General features: G+C 58.1%; 17 protein-coding genes. 4 read left to right on the top strand and 13 right to left on the bottom strand.

The genetic code is table 11. The features are described 5' to 3' along the window. Positions 1-42 precede the first annotated feature (42 nt). The 8 genes from LT85_RS20735 to wecB form a co-directional block, all read right to left on the bottom strand. A complete protein-coding gene (locus LT85_RS20735) occupies positions 43-309 on the bottom strand; it encodes a hypothetical protein (protein WP_038492743.1) in 267 nt (88 codons plus the stop codon). An 89-nt stretch (positions 310-398) separates the two neighbouring features. Then, a complete protein-coding gene (locus LT85_RS20730; RefSeq protein ID WP_253273591.1) occupies positions 399-1,289 on the bottom strand; it encodes a hypothetical protein in 891 nt (296 codons plus the stop codon). Beyond that, the gene (locus tag LT85_RS20725; RefSeq protein WP_253273590.1) at positions 1,286-2,362 is read right to left on the bottom strand and encodes a YaiO family outer membrane beta-barrel protein; all 1,077 of its coding nucleotides are present in this window, start codon (positions 2,360-2,362) and stop codon (positions 1,286-1,288) included. Before LT85_RS20725 ends, LT85_RS20730 begins: the two co-directional genes overlap by 4 nt. Next, entirely contained in the window at positions 2,359-4,212 is a 1,854-nt protein-coding gene (locus tag LT85_RS20720) for a hypothetical protein (protein WP_038492740.1), read from the bottom strand. The genes LT85_RS20725 and LT85_RS20720 overlap by 4 nt, the downstream gene beginning before the upstream one ends. After that, positions 4,209-5,210 (bottom strand): hypothetical protein, encoded by a 1,002-nt coding sequence (locus tag LT85_RS20715; RefSeq protein ID WP_038492737.1) that lies wholly within the window; start codon positions 5,208-5,210, stop codon positions 4,209-4,211. The genes LT85_RS20720 and LT85_RS20715 overlap by 4 nt, the downstream gene beginning before the upstream one ends. Positions 5,211-5,241: 31 nt before the next feature. Next, positions 5,242-6,315, bottom strand: coding sequence for a polymer-forming cytoskeletal protein (locus LT85_RS20710; RefSeq protein WP_038492735.1), 1,074 nt, complete (start codon positions 6,313-6,315; stop codon positions 5,242-5,244). Positions 6,316-6,317: 2 nt separating this feature from the next. Further along, on the bottom strand, positions 6,318-7,640 hold the full coding sequence (locus LT85_RS20705) for a glycosyltransferase family 2 protein (RefSeq protein WP_253273589.1): 1,323 nt from the start codon (positions 7,638-7,640) through the stop codon (positions 6,318-6,320). A gap of 233 nt (positions 7,641-7,873) precedes the next feature. Then, positions 7,874-9,064: a non-hydrolyzing UDP-N-acetylglucosamine 2-epimerase gene (gene wecB, locus LT85_RS20700; protein WP_081992828.1), complete on the bottom strand. Its 1,191-nt coding sequence runs from the start codon at positions 9,062-9,064 to the stop codon at positions 7,874-7,876. Between the two features lie 699 nt (positions 9,065-9,763). Between wecB and LT85_RS20695 the strand changes: the two genes are divergently transcribed. Further along, positions 9,764-10,696 carry a 2-hydroxyacid dehydrogenase gene (locus LT85_RS20695; RefSeq protein ID WP_038492732.1) on the top strand — a complete coding sequence of 311 codons (933 nt, stop codon included), beginning with the start codon at positions 9,764-9,766 and terminating at the stop codon, positions 10,694-10,696. A gap of 69 nt (positions 10,697-10,765) precedes the next feature. On the opposite strand, the gene LT85_RS20690 is transcribed toward LT85_RS20695, so the two are convergent. Continuing rightward, entirely contained in the window at positions 10,766-11,920 is a 1,155-nt protein-coding gene (locus LT85_RS20690; RefSeq protein ID WP_038492729.1) for an ABC transporter substrate-binding protein, read from the bottom strand. Between the two features lie 89 nt (positions 11,921-12,009). On the opposite strand from LT85_RS20690, the gene LT85_RS26765 reads away from it, so the two are divergent. Next, positions 12,010-12,213 (top strand): hypothetical protein, encoded by a 204-nt coding sequence (locus LT85_RS26765; protein ID WP_156117601.1) that lies wholly within the window; start codon positions 12,010-12,012, stop codon positions 12,211-12,213. Then, the gene (locus LT85_RS20685) at positions 12,210-12,974 is read left to right on the top strand and encodes a tyrosine-protein phosphatase (protein ID WP_253273588.1); all 765 of its coding nucleotides are present in this window, start codon (positions 12,210-12,212) and stop codon (positions 12,972-12,974) included. The genes LT85_RS26765 and LT85_RS20685 overlap by 4 nt, the downstream gene beginning before the upstream one ends. Positions 12,975-13,072: 98 nt before the next feature. On the opposite strand, the gene LT85_RS20680 is transcribed toward LT85_RS20685, so the two are convergent. From LT85_RS20680 to LT85_RS20665, 4 genes are all read right to left on the bottom strand, one after another. Next, positions 13,073-15,154, bottom strand: coding sequence for a M13 family metallopeptidase (locus LT85_RS20680; protein ID WP_038492727.1), 2,082 nt, complete (start codon positions 15,152-15,154; stop codon positions 13,073-13,075). 106 nt (positions 15,155-15,260) lie between these two features. Continuing rightward, positions 15,261-17,951, bottom strand: a complete 2,691-nt coding sequence (locus LT85_RS20675; RefSeq protein WP_038492724.1) for a M1 family metallopeptidase — start codon at positions 17,949-17,951, stop codon at positions 15,261-15,263. A 295-nt stretch (positions 17,952-18,246) separates the two neighbouring features. Next, on the bottom strand, positions 18,247-19,530 hold the full coding sequence (locus LT85_RS20670) for an ATP-binding protein (RefSeq protein WP_038492721.1): 1,284 nt from the start codon (positions 19,528-19,530) through the stop codon (positions 18,247-18,249). After that, a complete protein-coding gene (locus LT85_RS20665) occupies positions 19,530-20,228 on the bottom strand; it encodes a response regulator (RefSeq protein WP_216595031.1) in 699 nt (232 codons plus the stop codon). Before LT85_RS20665 ends, LT85_RS20670 begins: the two co-directional genes overlap by 1 nt. A gap of 234 nt (positions 20,229-20,462) precedes the next feature. Between LT85_RS20665 and LT85_RS20660 the strand changes: the two genes are divergently transcribed. Further along, positions 20,463-21,278, top strand: a complete 816-nt coding sequence (locus tag LT85_RS20660; protein ID WP_052135362.1) for a MipA/OmpV family protein — start codon at positions 20,463-20,465, stop codon at positions 21,276-21,278. Positions 21,279-21,292 lie beyond the last annotated feature (14 nt).

Here is a 21,292-nt window from a genome sequence, read left to right as displayed (position 1 = left end):
CAGAACTGCCGATGCGCTTCGCTGATTTGCCGGGCGTCAGGCTCAGGCAGAAAGGCCTTTGTTCAGCAGTTCTGCGACCAGCTGGTTGAGATCGAGCTCACGCTCTTTCGCCAGCGTTTGCAGCTGCTGCACCAGGCCGCTATTGAGCTTGACTGCAAACGGCACTAGTCCCAGCGCCTGGTCGCGCTTGCGCTGTTCCTTGCGGTCCACCACGGCGACATCGCTGTTGCCGAAGCCGCTGGTACCGGGCGCGGTCATTTTTCCCATGAGTTTCTTGGCGTCGCTCTTTGCCATTCCGGTCTTTTTCACTATTGATGTCCTTGTCTGTTTTGTCTGATAAAGATCAGCATTGCGCGCAGTATAAGCCTGTTACGTCGCCGCAGCGCGTCCGCGTTACGCTATTCGCGCCGCTGCCAGCTCATGGCCCAGGAATAGAAGCCGACCAGGGCGCCGAACTGGATCAGGCTGGAGCCCAACAGATAGATGAGAGGGTGCCATAGTAGTGAATAGCGCAGCATCAGCCAGGCCGCAAACGTATATTGAAACGGCGTCAGCAGGATCAGGTACAGCACCGCCAGCAGCGACAGCAGGATTTTGCGGGGGATGCCAAAGTCGAAGATGTTGTACAGCAGGCCATAGATCCATGGCGTTAGCAGGATTAGCACCATGGAGACTTGCGTCAGCGCCGAAATGGAAGAAGCCGACTGATAAGGGAATTCCGCGGCCCAAAAATAGAAATATAACTGGCTTGCCAACTGCACCAGGCCGACCACGCGCAAGGCATAGGTGATTGGCAGCATGCGCATTGGCAGCAAAGTGGTGGCTAGCAAAAGCGTGATGCTGACCAGCATGCCCGCCCACCATTGCAAAGGGTCAGGCAACGCAGCCTCGACGTGGGCATAGGGAACGGATTGAATGCCGGGAAAAGAAGTATGCTCCGCTCGCAGCAGCATCCCGTTGCCCAGGCCGTTGGCCCAGAACCGGATGATCCCCGACCACAGCTCGGCGATCAAGGGCCATGCCAGCAAGGTGCAACTGAAAATGAGTGCCGGCACCAGCAAGACGTCGATCCAGCGGCTGTGCGGAAAAGCTAGGCGGCGCAATGCGCGATGGGTCTGTATCAGCTGGCCGCCAAAGCCGGTAAAGCGCGGATTGACTACCGCGTCCCGGTGCTTTTTGATGTGGCTGTTTTTTTTAACCGTTTTGTCAGGCGTGCCGGGCGCAGCGTTTGGCGCCGCCAGTTTGTCTTTGGCGGCATCATCGGATACGACGCCTTGCCGGGTTTTCATCTGAAGCTCCAGCGCCAGCCAAGGTTGAGCGATAGCCGGTCATAGAGCGGACTTCGGTAGTATTCAAGGCCGGCCAGCAGCAGGCTGGCGGAGCTGATGCGTTCGCGCCACTGGAGATTGACGGTATTGCTCTTGAAGTTGACCAGTTCCGGCCCTCCCGGCAATACCTTGTAGGTCTCCTTGGCATGCTCGTAGCGCACAATGATGGCGCGCCGGTCGTCGCTGCCGAAAGTCGCCGCGACGTATTCGCTGGGACCGAGTATCGATCCTGGATCGGCCCAGTTCAGCCGCACGCCGCCTTCGATGACCAGCCCGCTCAGATAGGTAATACCGGTGAACAGCAGGCCCTTGTCCGAACGGGCGCTCTCATTGCCTTTTGCGTAATAGCCGCCGATGCCGGCGACGTACTGGCGTTCGCTGCCGAATTTCCGGTAGCCGGTGGTATCCACGCGCCAGCTCGAGAACAATGGGCTGTTGCCGGTGCCGATGCTGACCGTGCTGTAATACTCCGGGGAGAAATCGTGGGTCAGCGAGACGTCACCGTAATTACCGGTATAGCCGAAGCGGGTCTGCTGCGTCAGTTCTCCCTGCACCACACCCAGCGATGTCACTGCCATGCCGCGCAACGCCATCATACGGGCCTGGCCATAACCGGCGCTCATGTGGCCGTCGCCGGCGACCAGTTCGAGCGCAGCGGTTTCGGGACTGAGTTCGGGGGCTGCCGCCGGCGCGGCTTCAACCGGCACGACTGCAACGGGAGCCGCATCGACGGGCGCAGCCAGCGCCAGCGGCGCTGAAACTGGCTGGGTATCGGCAACTGTTGCGGCTGGCGTTGGCGTTATCGGCGCCCCTGAAGCAACCGCCTGCGGGGGCGCGGCTGGCTCAGTGACCAGTGTAGGGACAGGTTCAGCGGCCGGTTCAGCAGTGAGCATGGTAGGCATGCCAGGCAGCGGCATCAAGCGAGCCTGGTGCAATGGCGGCGCCAGTATGTTCTCGCTTTCGTCAGCCAGCACGGAAGAAGGGATTGCGACGCAGCCGAAAGACAGGCCCAGGGTTGCCAGTGCTGTTTTCAATGCAATGCTTCCTTTATCAACGGTGTTGAAATACGAAGTTGTTTTACATCGCCGGCGACCACGGCCCAGCTATCGCCGCGTTGTTCCACTTTAGCTGAACCTTCCGTAATGCGTGGTCTTGCATACAGCGCGACCGGGAAAAGCCAGCTTAGCTGCTTCAGCGATGCGGTATTGGCAGCATCGACGATAACAGTATTGCTGTCACGGGAAATATGCCATTGCGTCTGTTCCCGGCGATTCATGAATCGCGCCAGGTCCGTCATGGTGCGCCAGCGAAAGCGGCCATCTTTTTCCGCTGCGTCGGCGGCCAGCATCAGCTGGTTGATGGCGTCGGGATACAGGACTGCGCCCGGTGGATGAAAATAGATCAGTCTTATCTGCCCGGTATTCTCGGTAAATTGCACCAGCGACGTCAACCAGTTGCTGATTTCGCTTTCCGGAATGTGCTCCATATAGGCTTCTTCGATGGTGCTGATGTGGCCATAGGTTTGTACCGGAAATGACCAGATACGCTGGTCGCGGCGGCCGTCGCGATAGGTGTGGGTTGGCCCTTGTCCGATATTGCCGGTGAAGTAATACGCCAAGACATCTTGTCCGTCGAGCCAGTCGGTAACCCAGACCGGCTGGTTGCCGGTTGGCGCCGAATATTCGGTCTGTTTGTGGCCGATCAGACGTTGTACGGCGTCGGCATTCTGCTCCAGGTAGGGCAGCATTTGTTCCTGGTTGTCTTCTGCCAGGTTCTTGCCAAACCAGTCGTGTATCCAGCCGCCGTGGCTGCCGATCTCATTACCCTGGGCCAGCAAGGTTTGCAATAGTCCCTGGAACGTCGGATTGTTGTTGAGGTCGACGCCGAGGCCGTCACCGAAGGCGCGCTGGTCCGGCCCGGCGGTCACATGAATGCTGAACGGTCCGCGCTTGAAAACGCTGGCCTTGATCAACTGATCCATGGCGGGAATGCAGATCTTGGCGTCGCAGTGCCAGTTCAGGACCAGCCCGCCGATCGCTTCGGGGGCGGCGGACAGTTGCGGCTGGCCCATGATGCGGTTGGCGAAGTAGTGCAGGAAGCCATGCATCAGAATGCCGTCGGTGCGCAGCTTCAGATATCCCAGCGGCAGGTTGACGAACAGCACGTGGCCCTTGCCAAAATTGTGCTCGCCGGCGATCACCGTGTTGCCTTCCGCCTGCATGTGCAGCGTCCCGGAATAGGGGCCAGTAGTATGCAGGACCGGATAGCGCAGGGTGTCCTCGCCGTAGCCGGACAATACTGCCTGTTGACCGCTCTTGATCCAGCGTCCTGGGGGGATCAGCAACTCCTGCATGATCTGCGGACTGCCGGAAATGGTCGGGTTAAAGGACATTTTGTCGTGCAGCGTTTGATACATGGCATAGCTGGTTCCCGCCAGCGTGGAAAAACGCGATGCCGGTTCTGTGTAATAGCCGTTTTCATCCAGCACCCCGGCGTCGCCTACCAACATCAGGGCGCCGCCATTGTCGACAAAGCGGCTGATCTGGTTGACGAAGGCGGTATTGATCCGGCGATGGATGGTGTCCGGCAGAATCACGCCGGCAAACGGCCGTTCGCCTTGCAGGCCGCGCCGTGAAAATTCCGAGGCGCTCACCGCTTCCAGATGAACCCCTTCTTCTGCGGCGGCATCCAGCCATGCCGATTCAAACAGCTTGCTGGCGTCCGACAGGTCGTCCGGCAGGATCAGGGCGATGGCGTCGCTTTGCCACTGCGCCGGACTGACTTGATTGAGGCGATAGACCCAGGTTGCCGTGCCGCCGATGATGATGGCTATCGCCAGCGCCGGCACGATCTTGCGCAACGGCAGTCGAGATAGCGCGTTCATGCCGGCGGCCTCGCGTTCGCGGTTTTCAATGCATTACGCAAACCGATGCGGGCGCCTTCTTCAACGATGTTCCAGCGGCCGGCGGCGCGCCATGCGTCGGCATTGTCGAGCCAGTTGCGGGCGCTTGCCTGATCGCCGCTGAGGTACGCGGCGAAGGCGATCAGGCCCCACGGATAGCGATCGCTTTCACCGGCCAGCCATTGCGCGCCATAGCGTTTCATCCATGCTTGCCAGTAGCGCTCGCCGCTGGCGCCGCTGCGCAGGCCGTATAGCCATAGATAGACTGGCGCTACGGCATTCGGATAGAACCCGTAAGGTGTCGGCGGGACGCTGGCGCGTTCCGGCTCGAGGGCGCCCCCCGGATCGTAGCCATAAGTACGCTGGAGTCCTTGCTGCAGGCTGGCGTTACCGGGCAGCGCCGCCAGCTGGACGGCAAAGCGTGCGCGGGTGGCTGCGTTGCTGCGCAACCTGCTTAACGCAGCAATCACTTCAACATTGTCGGCGAAATAAGCTGCACTGCCGCCGGACAAGGCGTGGAATGTTTGTTGCGCCGGTTGCCACAGGGTAGCCAGATTTTCAAGGGATCTGGCGCAGCTGGCCGCCAGCGCGGTATCGCCAGGCAGCACTTCCGCCGACAGCAAACACCACAGCGCATCCAGCGAGTCGTCGGCGTCGGCCGCGCCGCAGGCCAGCCAGTCCGCCATGCCGCTGCGACAGATGCGGGGAAAGGGGCCGTTGGCTTGCTGGAATGGCAACAGCCAACGGGCGAAAGCGCTTGCGACCGGAGCAACGTCGATGCCTAGCCTGTGTGCCGTCAGCAGCGCTTTAATTGCAAAGTAAGGCTCGACGTAATCGCCATTTTGGAAGACTGTGAGGGCGCCGCTCGGGGATGCGAAATCGGCAAACGCGGCGATGTCTGGCGTGGCCGGTAAATTTTCTGCCGCAGCCGCTACCGGCCTGCCGCAACAGACAGTGCTGATGAGCGCAAAAAAAAACAAAGAGACTGCCCGCCACCGGCATCGGCACAATTCAGCTTGCATCTGCCGCCTCCCGCGACGCCATCACGGCGCCGTCTTGCGTGGTGATTACGCCGTGCACCACGCAGCCGGCGGCGATGCTCAGCCTGCGGCAGATCATGGTGGTTGCCGCATCGGGTGTGCCGATACGGCAATCGGGACCGACCACGATGTCGTTTTGACTGATCACAGGTCCAAGTACCGAACAGCCTTTGGCAAGCACAATATCTTTGTTGGAAACCAGGCTGCCGGCAACGCAAGTCCGCTCTCCCAGATGCAAGTCGCCATAGGTCTTGATGTTGCCGTAGACTGTTGTGCCGGGATGTAGCTGATATGCGCCGCGCACCACATAATCGCCGTGCTGGCTGAGAGCAGCGGATTGCCGCTCTCCTTCGTCGAGCACATGGCGCACGCGCAGCGATGACGCTTGCGGCGCCGCCGCTGCGGTGGCGTTGGAGTCTCCAAAGCGCATGGTCGGCGCGCCCGCACGGATAAAATGACTGCCGCTGCAGAAATTGATTTCCTTTAGCGCGGTGATGCGACCGTCAATCGAAGCATTGCTGCCGACGTGGATGCAGGGCGCGTCGATCCAGCGATGCACTACTGTATCCGCACCCAGTGTGATCGCCCCCTGGGCCGAGCAGGCGCGCAGGCTGGCGCCGTCGCCGACCAGCAGATCGGAAGCGGCGAACAGGTCGGCTTGGCTATGGCTATCGGGTGGAAGGAATGCGTCATGGACAAAGATAACGATACCGTTCTTCTTTTGCAGCACGCGCAAGGTTGAGGGGGAGTAGCCGGTGGCGGCGTCTTCGTCCAGCCGTTGATGGACGACGTGCAGCTTGTCGCCGATGCTGACGGTGCGGTCGGTGTGCAAGTCCCTCAATTTTTGCAGATTGATCGCCGGCATGTTGGCGATGGTCATGCGAAAACTGTCGGCGAAATAGCGCAAGTTGTTTATCTCGTTTCTCCTGACAGGCAACGGCGCCACGTCGCTGGGGCGCAGCCACTCGTGCAGCGCCGGAACGTACGGCAGGAGCATGATCAGGAGCATGCTGCTCAACAAGAGCGCCGGGTAAAGAAGGTTCATGCTCAGGCAACCTTCTCTTGCCGTTCGGCAGACAAACCTTGCGGCATTGCGTCGCGCGGCAAGAGCAGTTCCTGTATGGGAGATGCCGAGACCGACCTGAATCTTTCGGTTTTATGCCATACCAGTTCGCGTTTCCGTAAAGTGTCGAGAACCTGGACAAATGCCGCGCGCGATATGGCTACCAGACTGACCAGGAAGCCGAAAATATTCAGCGGCAGCAAGCGGATGCGGTTGCGGTTGCCATCCAGGTAAGTTGCCGCAGCCATTTCAAAAAAAGCCGCATTGGTGCCGAATGCGCCATACGCGACCATGCCGCTTAAGGCCAGCCAGCCGAACAGCCATTGATGTGAGGTCATGAAAAACTGGATGATGGTGATACTCCAGCCGACCACCAGCAATGGCGGCATGACAAATACGCAGAGCAGCAGGACGCCGTCCACTCTTTCGCGCAGGCTGATGCGCGGATTTTTCAGCAAGCGCATCAGATTGCGTTCCATGACCTGGTTGTGGCCACGCGACCATCGGCTGATTTGCCGGATTCTGACCGGCCAGACTTCGGGAACTTCTTCGTAGCACTCCGAGCGATTCTGATACACGGTTTTCCAGCCGTGCTGCAAAAGACGGAAAGTGACATCGGTATCTTCTGCCAGCATGTCGCTGTTCCAGCCGCCGATTTCCTCGAGGGCACTGCGTCGTACGCCGCCCACCGTGCCGCCGTATTGCGGCACCAGGCCCAGGTTCATGCGTGCCGCCTGGTCGACCTGGTAACCGCCGGCCCGTTCCAGATCCAGCAAGCGCGTCAACAGGTTGGCGCCGGCGTTGAGCGGAACCACGCGGCCCATGATGGCGCCGACCTCCGGATCGAAAAACGGCGCCACCAGCTGCTTGATCAGGCCGCGTGCGGGCAGGTAGTCGGCATCGAAGACGATAATGATTTCAGCATGGATGCGTTCGGTCGCGTCGCGCAACGCAGCGGCCTTGCCGGGGCGGCCGCCGTCCCGATGGAACAGCGTGAAGCGGCCGGGATGCGCAGCGGCGATGCGGTCGATGATGTCGCGCGTGCCGTCTGTGGAGCGATCGTTGACCGGCATGATCACCAGCCTGTCGGGTGGATAGTCGACGTCGAGCAAGGCATTCAACGCGTCCGCGATTACCCGTTCTTCGTTGTGGGCGGCAACGCAGACAACCACCGCCGGCCAGGTCGCCTGTTCGATATCGAGATAGGGCTGGCGTTGCCGGCCGAACAGGCGGTTGAGGGTAAACAAGTAGTGCCGCAGCGTATAGAGCACCAGCAAAAAAATGATGACTCCCAGGATCGTGGTCATCAGATCCAGCTCCACCGTGCGGGCATCGAATCGGATAGCCGATGCATTGGCCTCGCTCATCATTGGCAAGAAAGAAAAAAGGAGAGCAAAGGATGGCCATCGCGCAGCGGCTTTGCAAAAAATATGCGACGAGCAATCCATATTTCCTCCTGAGATAAAACCCGTGCCTGGAGCGCATTCTGGCAACAATGCATCCCGCGCATATTGACGACATACCTTCCAGATATTCCGCTCTAGGTATTTTGAAAGCTGTTTGCCATCAGGCGCTCTTTTTCCTGCGGCGCAAAATTTCCCACGCTAAATTCAGTAATCGTTCTGCCGCATAGCACATCGACGATTCGCTCTGCCGCGTATCCATCTCCATAGGGATTGATGCGCTGCGTCGCTTGTTGCCAACTGGCGTCATCGTCATACAGCTGGGAAACTGCGGCGACGATCCGCGCCGAATCGGTGCCGACCAGTTGCACGGTGCCGGCGGCGACAGCTTCCGGACGCTCCGTCACGTTGCGCATGACCAGCACCGGCTTGCCTAGCGACGGCGCTTCTTCCTGGACGCCGCCGGAATCTGTCAGGATCACATGCGAGCGCTGCATCAGGCGCACAAACAGCAAATAGTCGAGCGGCTCGATCAGATGGATATTCGGCAAATGCGACAGGGTTGCCTGCACCGGTCCTTGTACGTTCGGATTAAGGTGCACCGGATAGACGATCTGTATATCCGAACGGTGCGATAACGTCGCCAGCGCATCGCAAATCTCGGCGAAACCGGAGCCGAAATTCTCTCGCCGATGGCCGGTGACAAGCAGTAATTTTTTATCCGGCTGCAGATAGGGAAAATGGGCATCGAGACGTTGCTGCAATTGCCGGTTAAAGACAATCGACTCGATCGTCAGGCGCAGCGCATCAATGACCGTGTTGCCGGTGACGATAATGCGGCCGGCAAGATTTTCGGCAGCGAGATTGGTCTTGGCTCCTGTCGTGGGAGCCAGCAGAAGGTCGCTCACCACATCGACGTAGCGGCGATTCATTTCTTCCGGCCAGGGCTGCGTCAGATCGCCGGTACGCAGGCCGGCTTCGACATGCGCCACCGGAATACGTCGATGAAATGCTGTCAATGCGGCGATCATGGCGGTAGTGGTATCTCCATGCACCAGGATGCGGTCAGGGTTGACCGCTTCAAGCACAGGGTCGAGCAGGCCGATCAGACGCGCGCTCAAACCGTTCAGAGTCTGGTTCGGCAACATCACGTCGAGACTGTGATCGACTTTGATGTCAAACAGATCGAGTACCTGCTGCAGCATGAGCCGATGCTGGCCGGTAACGCAGACAAGCGACTGAATCCCGGTCTCGCGGGAAAGAGCCTTGACTACCGGAGCCATTTTTACCGCTTCCGGACGCGTACCAAAGATGGATAGAACTTTCACTTTAATCACTCGTTGGTCGAGTTAAAAAGCCGGCCCTGCCGAAATACATCCCGCAAGCAAGGTCCATTTGTTCCTGATGCAATGCCGATCCGGGCCGGGTTCCCCAAACCGAAGGGGAAGCCGATTGCTCATGGTGCGACGCATGAACAGCGATATTGACGGAGTTTATTATTAGTTATTTCTAAAATAATTTCCACATGGAAATTTATTTTAACTTTACATCACATAGGCTGGTAATGTAAATCTTATAATAAAAAATCTTATTGACTATCTTTTATTGTTAAGTTTTTGTTAAATATTGTGCCCTGAGTTCATCCGGAGTCGTAGGTGCTGGCATTTCCGATACATGTGCCGGTGAGCATTTGGTACTGGTGAGATTTCCAAGTTGTTGATTGGTGTAAAGAGTGACGGGGAATGGCTTTGAACAGCGGAGCAAGAGCGAAGCCGAGGCACTTGCCAAATTAATTGTTACATTTGGTTTGATTGTAAACATGTCATTGATTCAGGCGGGTCTACGGGAACAGGCACTCTCAGAAAACGGGCGGCTAGAAGTTGTTACAAGCATCAGACGATGGCTCAACAGCCGGCGATATGTGCGGCGTAGCCAGGTTAAGCGTGGCTCGTCTTTCGCGGCTATCATGATGGGCATTGCGCCGTTGGCGCAGCCGGCTTTCCCCACTCCTTGCACCGACACTCCCCATGCTTTCTACTCTCCTTATCCTCAACCCTTTGTCCGAACAAAGTCTGCAGCGCATCGCACAAGACTGGCAGATTGTGTATGCCCCTACGACCCAGCAGCGCAGCGCTGCCATCGCTAGCCACGCCGAACACATTCGGGCGGTGCTGACGATCGGTTCGATCGGTTTGCAGGCGCGGGAAATCGCAGCCTTGCCAAAACTGGAATTGATATGTGCGCTCGGCGCCGGCTTTGAAAACATTGATGTGGCTGCGGCGCGCGAGCGCGGCATTGTGGTCTCCAACGGCGCCGGCACCAACGATGCCTGTGTCGCCGATCATGCCATGGGCTTGTTGCTGGCGACGGTGCGCGGCATTCCGCAACTGGGCGTGGCGCTGCATCAAGGCATTTGGCGCGATGCGCTGCCTTTGCCACCAAGCGTCTCCGGTAAGCGGCTGGGGATTGTCGGGCTGGGTACGATCGGCAAGCAGATCGCACGCCGCGCCGCCGGTTTCGATATGGCGATCGGCTATCACAATCGTTCGATGCGTAATGATGTGCCATTCACGTATTTTGCGACATTGCTTGAACTGGCCGTCTGGGCAGATTTCCTGATAATCGCCACTCCCGGCGGCGCCGGCACCCGGCATATGGTCAATGCACCGGTGCTCGATGCATTGGGGCCGGAGGGGTTTATCGTCAATATCGCGCGCGGCAGCGTGATCGATACCGCCGCATTGGCCCATGCATTACGTGAGGGCCGGGTTGCCGGCGCCGGTCTCGATGTATATGAAAGCGAGCCTTTGCCGCCGACAGAGCTGCTGGACTTGCCGAATGCGGTGCTGACGCCGCATGTGGCAGGATGGTCGCCGGAGTCCGTCGCCGAGACGGTGCGGCTGTTCCTGGAAAACAGCCAGCGGCATTTTTCCGGGCAGCCTGTGCTGACGCCGGTTTGATAAGACAAAAAAAATCCGGCGGCTGCCGGATTTTTATAGTTGATTGCTGTTTGTCCTTGGCTTAGGCCCCTAATTCAAGAATTTCTTGTCTTTCGTGATCATGGTCATGTCAACGAATTTCGAGCCGCTGTGATTATTCGCGCTGAAATTGACATCGAAGCCGCCGCCGTTATAGTTTTTGTTGTTGATGCTTTCCAGCGCCTTGACCAGTTTTGCACGCGTCAGGTCTTTGCCCGCACGTTTCAAGCCTTCGACGAATACCTTGGCGGCGATGAAACCTTCCAGGCTGGAAAAATTCGGATCTTTAACCCCCGCCTTTTCCATCAGCCTCACATACTCGCTGACTACGGGGTTGGACGAACTCCAGGGAAACGGCACCACCTGCGAAATCACCACGCCTTCGGCATCCTTGCCCAGCGCATCCGCCAAAGCCTGGCTGCCGACGAAGGAAACGTTATAGAACTGGCCGGTGTAGCCCGCCTTGCGCATTTCCTTGATATAAGCCGCGGATGAGGCATAGGCGCTGATTTCTATTACCGCAGCAGGACGTTTCGGCAGGATCTTGCCGACGGCTTGCGCGACGTCGGTGCTGTTGCGTTCCACTGTGGCAGATTCCACCAGTTCCACGTTCATTTTCTTCAAGGCGCGTTGCACGCCCTCCAGTCCCGCGCGGCCATAGGCATCGTTCTGATAGAACACAGCGATATTCTTGATGCCGACGTTGACCAGTTTTTCCACCAGGTGTTCGGTTTCGTCGAAGTAGCTGGCGCGGATATTGAAGACCTGGCGATTAAACGGTTCGCGCAGCGATTGGGCGCCGGTCACCGGGGCGAAGAACGGTACGCCGGCCTGGGTAACGATCGGTAGCGCGGCGTTGCTGGTCGGTGTACCGACATATCCGAACAAGGCAAACACATCGTCTTTTTCAATCAGGCGCTTGGTGTTGGCGGCGGCCAGGTCTGCTTCGTATTTATCGTCGGCCTTGATGATTTCGATATGCCGTCCAAATACGCCGCCTTGCTCGTTGACTGAATCGAAATAGGCTTTGGCGCCGGTATTCATCTGGATTCCAAGCTGCGCCGCCGGCCCGGAGAATGCAGCCGATTGTCCCAGCAAGATTTTTTGGTCGGTGACGCCGGATTCGGCAAAACTGCTGGATAGGGGGCTGAGGACGCCAATTATCAGTGGCAGGACGAAAGATACAAGACGACGTTGGAGAACCATGGAAACTGCTTTCTGATGTTGATCAAGCGGTGCGTGGAGACGCGGTATCTGGGCGATGCTGCTTTGCACCAACACATATTATAGATAAATTGCTCGAAACAAACAAAAGAAGGGAGATTTTGGCGGTAGTTGGTGCTTTATCAGATGATATGGCGCTGCGGCTGGTCAAAGGTTGCAACCCGTTGTATGGTGACGCCTTCTCCAAAAACCAGCGCTGGGACTCAGGCTACCGAGACGGCACAGGTGATCCGGTGCCGACAAGCAATAGCAAACCGAACAAGGAGCAGAAATGACTTATGTAACGCCGCAGGCGCCGGAACACGGTGCGATCAGCTTCGACGCCATCCAGAATACGCGGGATCTGGGCGGCTACGTGGCCGCCGGCGGCCGCAAGATCCAGGCTGGCAGGTTGTTGCGCGGCGCCAATCCAGGGCTGGCGTCTGCGGAGGACATCGTCAAGCTCAAGAGCTATCGGCTGGACGTCGTTGTGGACTTTCGCAGCGAAGCGGAAAAACACGCGGCCGAGGCAACATTCGCATCGTCGTTCAATTGGGTCGCGGATCCGGTCATGGTTGGCAATTTGTCGCAAGAGGCGTTGCTGCCTTTGCTTAAAAATGGCAGTCCGGCGCATAGCCGGCAATTCATGCTCGATTTTTATCGTGCCTTCCCGGTTGATTACCAATCCCAGTTTGGCGGTTTCCTGCGGTTGGCCGAGCAGAATAAAACCATGCTCTACCATTGCACTGCCGGCAAGGATCGCACCGGTTTCGCCAGTGCATTGCTGTTGTCGGCGCTGGGCGTTGCGCGGCCGGCCATTATCGCCAATTACCTCGAGTCGAACCGTTACAACGCTGGCGCGAATGCGAAGATATTGGCGCAGATTTTCAAGGCCGACCTGTCGCCGGAAATCATCGCCCCTTTGCTGAGCGTAGAGGCGGCCTATATCGAAGCATCGCTGGAAGTCATCGATGAACAATTTGGCGGCATGGCGCATTATCTGCGGCAGGTGCTGGATGTCGACGTGGAGACGATCCGGGGCAACTATCTTGTCTAGTGAGAGAAATGAAGAAATGATGTTTGCCGTCCAGGCAAAAAAAAGCCACCGGTATCGCCGGTGGCTTTTTTGCGATGGCAACAACGACTACGCCATGTTTACCACATGATCACGCGTTGCTCTGGCGGCAGGTACATCTTGTCGCCAGGTTTGACGTCAAACGCACTGTAGAAGCCAGGCTGATTGCCCAGCGTGCCGTTGCCACGGAAACGTGGCGGCGAGTGCGGGTCGGTTTTGACGTACACGATAGCCTGCGCATCGCGTACTTTGCCGCGCCATACCTGGCCCCAGCCCAGATACAGGCGCTGGTCGCCGGTGAGGCCGTCGATCACTGGCGGCGTTTTACCGCCCAGCGACAGGTGATAAGCCTTATAGGCGATCGCCAGACCGGAGTTGTCGGCGATGTTTTCACCCAGCGTCAGTTCGCCGTTGACCTTGTAGCCAGGGACCGGGCTGTAGGCATTGTATTGCTCCACCAGCGCCTTGGTCTTGACCGCAAATTTCTCGTGGTCTTCCTTGGTCCACCAGTCGCGCAGGTTGCCGATTTCGTCGTACTGACTGCCTTGGTCGTCAAAGCCGTGGCTGATTTCATGGCCGATCACGGCGCCGATGCCGCCGTAGTTGACTGCATCGTCAGCGTTGGCGTTGAAGAACGGCGGTTGCAGGATCGCAGCCGGGAACACGATTTCGTTGAACTCAGGGTTGTAGTAGGCGTTCACAGTCTGTGGCGTCATGCCCCATTCAGTGCGGTCAACCGGCTTGCCGAGTTTGTCGATATTGCGTTTGTACTCGAACTCGTTGGCGCGCATGATGTTGCCAACCAGATCATCGCGTTTGATGGTCAGGCTGGAGTAGTCGCGCCATTTGTCGGGGTAGCCGATCTTCAGCATCAGCGTCGACAATTTCTTTTGCGCCTGCTTCTTGGTGGCTGGACCCATCCAGTCGAGGCCGTCGATGCTTTGATTGTATGCAGCGATCAGGTTGCCCACCAGTTTTTCCATGCGCGCCTTGTTCTCAGGCGGGAAGAATTGCTCGACATAGAGCTGGCCCAAGCCTTCGCCAATGCTGCCTTCGGTCACCATGATGCCGCGCTTCCAGCGTGGCTCGTTTTCCGGTACGCCGCGCAACACGGTGCCCTTGAATGCGAAATTCTGGTCGACATATTGCTTGGACAGGTCGGACGCGTAGCTGCTCAGCACATGCCATTTGAAATACGCTTTCCAGACTGGCAGCGGGGTATCTTGCAGGATCTTATCCAGACCCTTGATGTAGCTAGGCTGGCTGACGACGAGATAGGTAACCTTATCTTTCAGGCCCGCGTTGTCCAGGTAGCCATCCCAGTTGAAATGCGGCGCCAGCGTATGCAGCTGGTCCAGTTCGACGCGGTTGTAGGTCTTCACAGGATCGCGGTTCTCGACCTTGGTCCATTGCACCTTGGCCAGTTCGGTTTCCAGGGCGACGATGCTGGCGGCGTTCTTCTTGGCGGCCTTGTCGCCGGACATGGCCAGCATGCTTTCCACATGGGCGCGATACTTGGCCAGCGTGTCTTTCAGCTTGGCGTCGTCGGCCTTCAGGTAGTAGTCGCGGTCAGGCAAGCCGAGGCCGCTCTGGCCGAGGTCGGCGATGACCTTGCTCGAATCCTTGGCGTCCTGGTGGATGCCCATGTCGTACGGTGCACTGACGCCGATGCTGTTCAGATGGGCGATCAGGCCTGGAATCTGCTTCTTGTCTTTCAAGGCGTCGACCCGGGCGAATTCTGCCTCAAGCGGCTTGATGCCGAGTTTTTCCAGCGCCGGTTCATCCATGTAGCTGGCGTACAGGTCGGCGATTTTCTGCTTGTTGGTGCCGGCCTTGAGATCTTTTTCCATGCTGACGGCGTCGACGATGGTGTGCAGCTGGTTCAACGAATTTTCACGCAATTCGTAGAAGGCGCCCCACGACGATTTGTCGGCCGGGATCTCGGTTTTCTTGAGCCAGGCGCCATTCACATAGTTGTAAAAGTCGTCCTGCGGGCGCACCGCCAGGTCGGCATTGGCCATGTCGATACCACTAGCCAAGGGGGCAGCCGCGGTAGTGACGGCAGCGACCGCAGCGCGGGATGTTTGAGCAAAACTGGCGGTGGAGCAGGTGGTGCCTGCAACCAGTGTCAGTACAGCTGCACAGATGAGAGAGCGTTTCACGAGTTAATAATCCTTATGAGAAGTCATCGGAAAAAACAGCCTTGTAAGGCATTCTAAAAAAGCTATAAAAGTTATTGCTGGTCACAGTTATTTTCTGGTTGATACTTTAGCGCAGAATCGCCGCCGGATCTTGTTTCTCGCGCAACGCCGTGCATAGCAAGGTCTTTTCACGGGTTTGCGCCAGACCTCGCTCAGCGCCGGGCAATTGTCCCAGCAGCGGCTGGAAGAACGCGCCGAGTCGTTCGGCTTCACTCTGCGAGCAGCTGTCGCCGGCGATCAGATCCGGCAGGCGTCCGCCAGACGCTTCGCCGCTGCGCTTGATCACTTGTTCATGATTGAGCTTAAACCACTTCCACATGGCTTCGCGGCCTTCGCCATCTTCTCTGCTGGCGCGCAACACGGTGCTCATTTCACCGACTTTGACGCGCGGGTCCAGCGCCAGGTTGCGTGCGCGCTCAGCGCCGGCAGATGCAGTGACCGCACCGAGGCCGCTCAGGATCGCCATGCGCTGCGCCGGCTCATTGGTGTTGCCGAGCGCCTTGATCAGCACGTCGATTGCAGGCGTCCCTTGTTCCTGGGCAGTGACAGACAGCACCGCGCGCAGCAGGTCAGGATTGGCGGCAACCAGGTCGAGCTGGCCATTGGCGTTTTTTTCTAAGGCTTTGTCGCCTTGCAACAGCAACGCCTGGCGTACTTCCGGCAACTTCACGTCAAGCGCCAGGAATTGCGCCAATGTTGCGCGTAGCAAAGCGTCGTCCTGGCTTTCGTTGACGCGGCGCTGGTAGCCGAGTTGCTGCAAGCGCGGCAGATACATCTTCCGCGCCAGTTCGGTCAGGCGATTGTGCTGAGCCTCGTTGCGGACTTCGTATTTCGACAGCCACTTGAGCGTAGGCAGCAACGCCGTTGCCACTTCGCGCGTACTCGATTGCGCCAGCACCGGCGCTGCCGCAAGCACAGCGGCAGCATCGAGGTCACCGTGGCCGAAACCGGCATTGATGGCGTCGGCGTAGGCGAGTTGTTCCGTGTCCGGAAGTTGCGCCAAGTTGCCGGTCAGGCGCGCCAGATCGTCATGCGCCATGTCGAAACGGTAGTAGCCGGCGGCGTCGGCGTTCGGCATGTACCAGCTGCTGGCGGTGGCGTCCGGCAGCACCATCGTGCCTTGGGCCTGGTCCAGCAAATCACATTGCGTTTTGGGAGCGCCGTTGGCGATGCTATAACGCACGCATACCGGAATGCCCCACAAGGTATTGGCGTTGCCGGCAGAGCCCAGCGGCAGGTAGCGTTGCTGTTTCATGTGCAGCACGGCCTTGCCATTTTCCCAATGCAAGGCCGTGTCGATTAACGGCACGCCGGGTTGGTCGAGGAAACTTTGCATGGCTTTGGCAAAGCGTTGGTCCTTGCCTGACGCTTTGGCCAGCGCCGCCACCAGGTCATCCGCGGTGGCGCTGGAAAACTGATGCTGCTTGACGTAGGCGCGCACGCCTTGGCGGAACGTATCCGCACCCAGGTAGCGTTCAAACATGTTCAGCACCGCAGCGCCTTTTTCATAGGTGATGCCGTCGAAAGCGGTTTCGATGTCGCCGTTGCCGGTGATCGGCTGGCGGATCTTGCGCACGCTGACCAGGCTGTCGCTTTGCATGGCAGAGTTGGCGCCGCCGATCAATGCCAGGTCGGCGCGATATTCCGGATGCAATTGCTGCGTGATCTTGGCTTGCATCCAGGTGGCGAAGGCTTCGTTCAGCCACAGGTCATCCCACCAGGGCATGGTGACGGTATCGCCGAACCATTGGTGCGCCAGTTCATGCGCTGCGACGTTGAACGAGCTGCGTACATTGTGCGCCGGCGAATTCGCATCCAGCAGCATCAGGTAATCGCGGAAGGTCACCAGTCCGGGATTCTCCATGGCGCCGGCGGCAAAGTCGGGAGCTGCCAGCAAATCCACCTTGTCGAAGGGATAGCCGAAGCCGAAGTAATCTTCCAGCGCCGTGATGATGGCCGGGGTCTGCGCCAGCGCCGGTTTGATGCGTGGACCTTCGCCATGCGGCGCTATGCCGCGCAGCGGCGTCGCTTGCGCGCGCCATTGGGTCGCCGGAATTTGCGGGCCATCGACTACATCCCATGGGCCGACCGCGAATGCCACTAGATAGGTCGGCAGCGGTTTGGTGGCGGCAAAGCTGAGCTTGTGCCAGCCGTTGTCCAGTTTCTGTTCGGAGATCTGCTGTGTGTTGGCGACGGCAACCTGGTTTTCCGGCACAGTCAGGCTGAGCGTGAATGGCGTCTTGAAAGACGGTTCGTCGAAACCCGGGAAAGCGTAGCGGGCGCTGATCGCTTCCATCTGTGTAATCACATAAGGCACGCCCTGGTTGCTGACCTTGTACACACCTTCCAGCTGTTCATTGAACGGCGCGCTGTATTCCAGCGTCATGCGATAGCGGCCGGCTGGCAAGGTCTTGCCAAACTCGACAGTTGCCACGCCTTCCTTTTGCGCCGCAACCTTGTACTGTGCCGCGTGGATTTTTTTTGCGCTGTCGCTGAGGGTGACTTTGCTGACCTTCAGGTCCTGGCCATGCAGCCACAGGTGGTCGGCGGCTTGCTTGAGTTCGATATCGATGGCGGCGCTGCCGGTGTAGGCAGACTGCTGTGGATCGACGCGGAAATCCAGATGGTACGCCAGGGGCTGGGCCCAGCGTGGCAGTTTTCCCAGCGGCGCTACGTCATCCGGGGTCGCCGCTGCGGCGTTGAATGACGAAATGCTGAGGGCGAGAGCGGCTAGTGTGAAACGACGGGTAGTACACATCACAGGTCAAATCCTCCCAAATTTTGTCTTGGGATTCTAGCGCGCACGACGTTGATCCGCTAGGAAAATAGTATGAACATAAAAAGTAAATCAAACCGCGATCAAAAGACAAAATATGCCACGGCGGCATTTTCGGTGTTTGCGCCTTTAAGGCGCATGGATGCGGGGTTTGGCGGCGGAGCGTTGATGTGAAATTGATGCTGATGTGTGTCAGTTTGTCTTATTTGGAATAAGCAAAAGTGATAGGGTGATGCGCGCCAGATTGGTCCCGCCGGAATAGGGCGCCTTGGTTTTGCTACAGCGGGAAATTCATGACGAACATCGCACCGCCCAGCTCCGAAGCTCCAATTCGAACCGTGCCGCCAAGACGTTCGGTAGCTTTCTTGACAATCGCCAGGCCCAGTCCGTAGCCGCCGGTGGCGCGGTCGCGGCTGCGGTCGAGACGGTAAAAGGGTTCGAAAATCCGATCCCGCTCGTTTTCAGGGATCCCTACGCCATCGTCTTCCACAATCAGATTCCAGGAACCGGCTCTGGCTTCGACCCGTACCCGGATGGTGCCGCGGGTATAGCGCAGGGCGTTGCGCACCAGATTGGAAAACGCGCGTCCCAGATTGCGCGGCTCGGTGACGATTTCTTGCATTGAGGCGTCGACAGACCAACTGATCGTCGTGTGACGCAGGAGCAGCTCTTCATGCGAGACGCCGGTGGCGGAACGTAAAAAATCTTCCAACGCGATTTTTTCCTTGCGCTCCGGCAGCGACGATTGTTCCAGCATGCTCAGCGTCAGCAGTTCCCCGACCAGGATATCGAGCTCTTCAACGTCTTTACGCATGGCCTGGATGCGCTTGTGCGCCTTGCTGTCGTCGGTGGTATCCATCAAGTTGACCAGGCCGAATTCGAGCCGCGCCAGCGGCGTGCGTAGCTCGTGTGATGCGGCGTTGACCATGTCTCTTTGCGCAGTGATCAGGTCTCTGATGCGGTCGGCCATATTGTTGAAGTAAGCGCATAACTGTTTGATGGAGGAATTGTCGGACAGCTTGGCGCGCGCATCCAGCGCCCCATCGCCAAACCTGGCGGCGGCGATACGCAATTTTTCCAGGTCGCGCCAATGCGGCGTCAGCCACATCCAGACCGCAAACAGCATGACGCCGAAGACGACGAGATAGGCGATCACTTCTGTATAGCCGAACGCATAGGAACGGACTCGCAATACGCTGCCGTCGTCCAAGGCCATATAAGGATCCGGTCGGTTATTTTCTCCGTGGCCGTTCCAGGCGATTCCGGAGCGCGCCAACTCTTTCTTGATCGCTGGCGGCAACGCCTGCATTTCGTCGTTCGACAGGCGCGCATAACGTTGCGGGCTGACGCTGTTCATGTGCGCCAGCCTGGCTTCCTGGTCGCTGTTGCGGATCGTGCCAAGGTAGTTGCGCACCAACATTGCTTCGGTGTTGTAGTCCCTGTGCATCTGGGTTTGGAAATCCCCCCTGAATATATAGGGAAAGCCCTTTTGTACAAAAATAATGGAAATGATCGACAGGATGGCGACAATCAAATACAGACGTATCAGGATTCTTAACATTACTCTTCCCAGGCGATCGGGCTGAACAGGTAACCCCGGCCCCAAACCGTTTTGATCTTGCGCGGTTCATTGGCATCGTCGTCAAAACATTTGCGCAAGCGTGAAATGCTGACATCGACGGTACGGTCGAGGCCGTCGAAGCCGATGCCGCGCCAGCGCTTCAACAGTTCGTCGCGGCTGAGCACCTTGCCGGCGGCTTGCAGCAGGATCACGAACAGGTTGTAATCGGCCGTCTTGAGATCAACCTCCCGGCCTTTCCAGCAAACCTGGCGCGCCGACAGGTCGACCTCCAGTTCGCCGAATTGCAGCAGGTTGCCGCGCGTCGGCTGGCCGCGCAATTCCATCCAGCGCAGGATGACGCGCAGGCGCGCTAGCAACAAGCGCGGTTCTACCGGCTTCAGCATGTAATCGTCGGCGCCGATTTCAAGGCCGGCGACCTGGTCGAAAATATCGGCGCGGGCGGTTAGCATCAGCACCGGCAGCGACGAGGTTTTGCGGATGGCGCGGCAGATATCCATGCCATCCATGCCAGGCAACATCAGGTCCAGCACCACCACGTCCGGCTGTTCGCGAGCGATGGCGTCCAGCGCCAGATCGCCGCGCAGCACCAGCGTCACTTCAAAATCGTAGCGGCACAGATATTCCGATATCAATTCGGCAAGTCGCGCATCGTCTTCGATCAGTAAAACCTTCTTCATCCGGCTGTTCCCCTTTTTTTTTCCCATCATAGCGTTTCACTCGCGGCCTTGATGACCCGATTACAAACAAACACATAAATGCCACCGAATGACACAGATTCCTTACTAATGACTCACAGACTTGCCATTCGGGAATGCAGAGAATGTGTCCTGCAGATCTGACTCAGTGAGCCGTTCCCAGGCGACCTTGTGTCGATGCTTCAGCTGGCACTTTCCTTATCAACCGGAGAAACAATGAAACACCAGATCAAGTCAATTATCGCTGTCACTGTGTGCGGCGTGTTGACATCCCGCGTGGCGATGGCTCAGCAAGTGACGCCGGCGTCATCCAAATCCTGGCTGCAGGATACCCAGATTACTATCGGACTTGGCGCCGGCGCCATGGCGCGCTATGCCGGCAGCGACGAATACCGGGCGGTGCCGGTACCTGTCTTGAACATCGTCTCGCCGTCCGGCTTTTTTTTCGACGCCATGCAGGGTGCGGGTTATCGTTACGATATCAGCGACATGTTCTTTGCCACCGCCGCCATCGGCTACGACGCCGGCCGGAAGGATTCCAACGACGGCCTGCAGCCTGGCTCGGCAAAACTGAAAGGCATGGGCGAAATCAAAGGCTCGGTGCTGGCCAATCTTGAGGGCGGCATCAAGCTTGGCCGGATCGGCGCATTGTCGGTCAGCGTTTCGCAGCCTGTCACCAACCGCGACCATGGCCTTACTTACAAGGCGCAACTGAGCAGCACAGTGCTGGACCTGGCCAAAGACAAGGTCAGCGTCAGCGGCGCGGCAGTCTTTGGCGATGCCAAATACAACCAGACTTTCTTCGGCGTCACCGCGCTTCAAAGCAGCAATTCCGGCTACCGCCAATACACCGCAAAATCGGGCTTGAATGCGATGACGGCTTCGGTCGTCTGGACACACAGCTTTAACAAGACCTGGTCGGTTTCCACCATGTTAGGCGCAACGCATTATATGCAAAAAGCGGCTGACAGCCCGTTAGTGCTGGCCAAGACCAATTACAGCGGCTTCACGACTGTCAACTATTCGTTTTGATCGAATCCGAATTG

The organism is Collimonas arenae (assembly GCF_000786695.1).
In the GTDB taxonomy this organism is placed as follows: Bacteria; Pseudomonadota; Gammaproteobacteria; order Burkholderiales; family Burkholderiaceae_D; genus Collimonas; species Collimonas arenae_A.
This window is presented reverse-complemented; position numbering and strand designations above follow the sequence as displayed.

Coding starts and splice junctions, on each gene's coding strand:
- LT85_RS20690 (WP_038492729.1), bottom strand. CDS start 11,920: ATGGTTCTCCAACGTCGTCTTGTATCTTTCGTCCTGCCACTGATAATT.
- LT85_RS20660 (WP_052135362.1), top strand. CDS start 20,463: ATGAAACACCAGATCAAGTCAATTATCGCTGTCACTGTGTGCGGCGTG.
- LT85_RS20670 (WP_038492721.1), bottom strand. CDS start 19,530: ATGTTAAGAATCCTGATACGTCTGTATTTGATTGTCGCCATCCTGTCG.
- LT85_RS20710 (WP_038492735.1), bottom strand. CDS start 6,315: ATGAACCTTCTTTACCCGGCGCTCTTGTTGAGCAGCATGCTCCTGATC.
- LT85_RS20675 (WP_038492724.1), bottom strand. CDS start 17,951: ATGTGTACTACCCGTCGTTTCACACTAGCCGCTCTCGCCCTCAGCATT.
- LT85_RS20665 (WP_216595031.1), bottom strand. CDS start 20,228: ATGAAGAAGGTTTTACTGATCGAAGACGATGCGCGACTTGCCGAATTG.
- LT85_RS20730 (WP_253273591.1), bottom strand. CDS start 1,289: ATGAAAACCCGGCAAGGCGTCGTATCCGATGATGCCGCCAAAGACAAA.
- LT85_RS20695 (WP_038492732.1), top strand. CDS start 9,764: ATGCTTTCTACTCTCCTTATCCTCAACCCTTTGTCCGAACAAAGTCTG.
- LT85_RS20720 (WP_038492740.1), bottom strand. CDS start 4,212: ATGAACGCGCTATCTCGACTGCCGTTGCGCAAGATCGTGCCGGCGCTG.
- LT85_RS20705 (WP_253273589.1), bottom strand. CDS start 7,640: ATGACCACGATCCTGGGAGTCATCATTTTTTTGCTGGTGCTCTATACG.
- LT85_RS20685 (WP_253273588.1), top strand. CDS start 12,210: ATGACTTATGTAACGCCGCAGGCGCCGGAACACGGTGCGATCAGCTTC.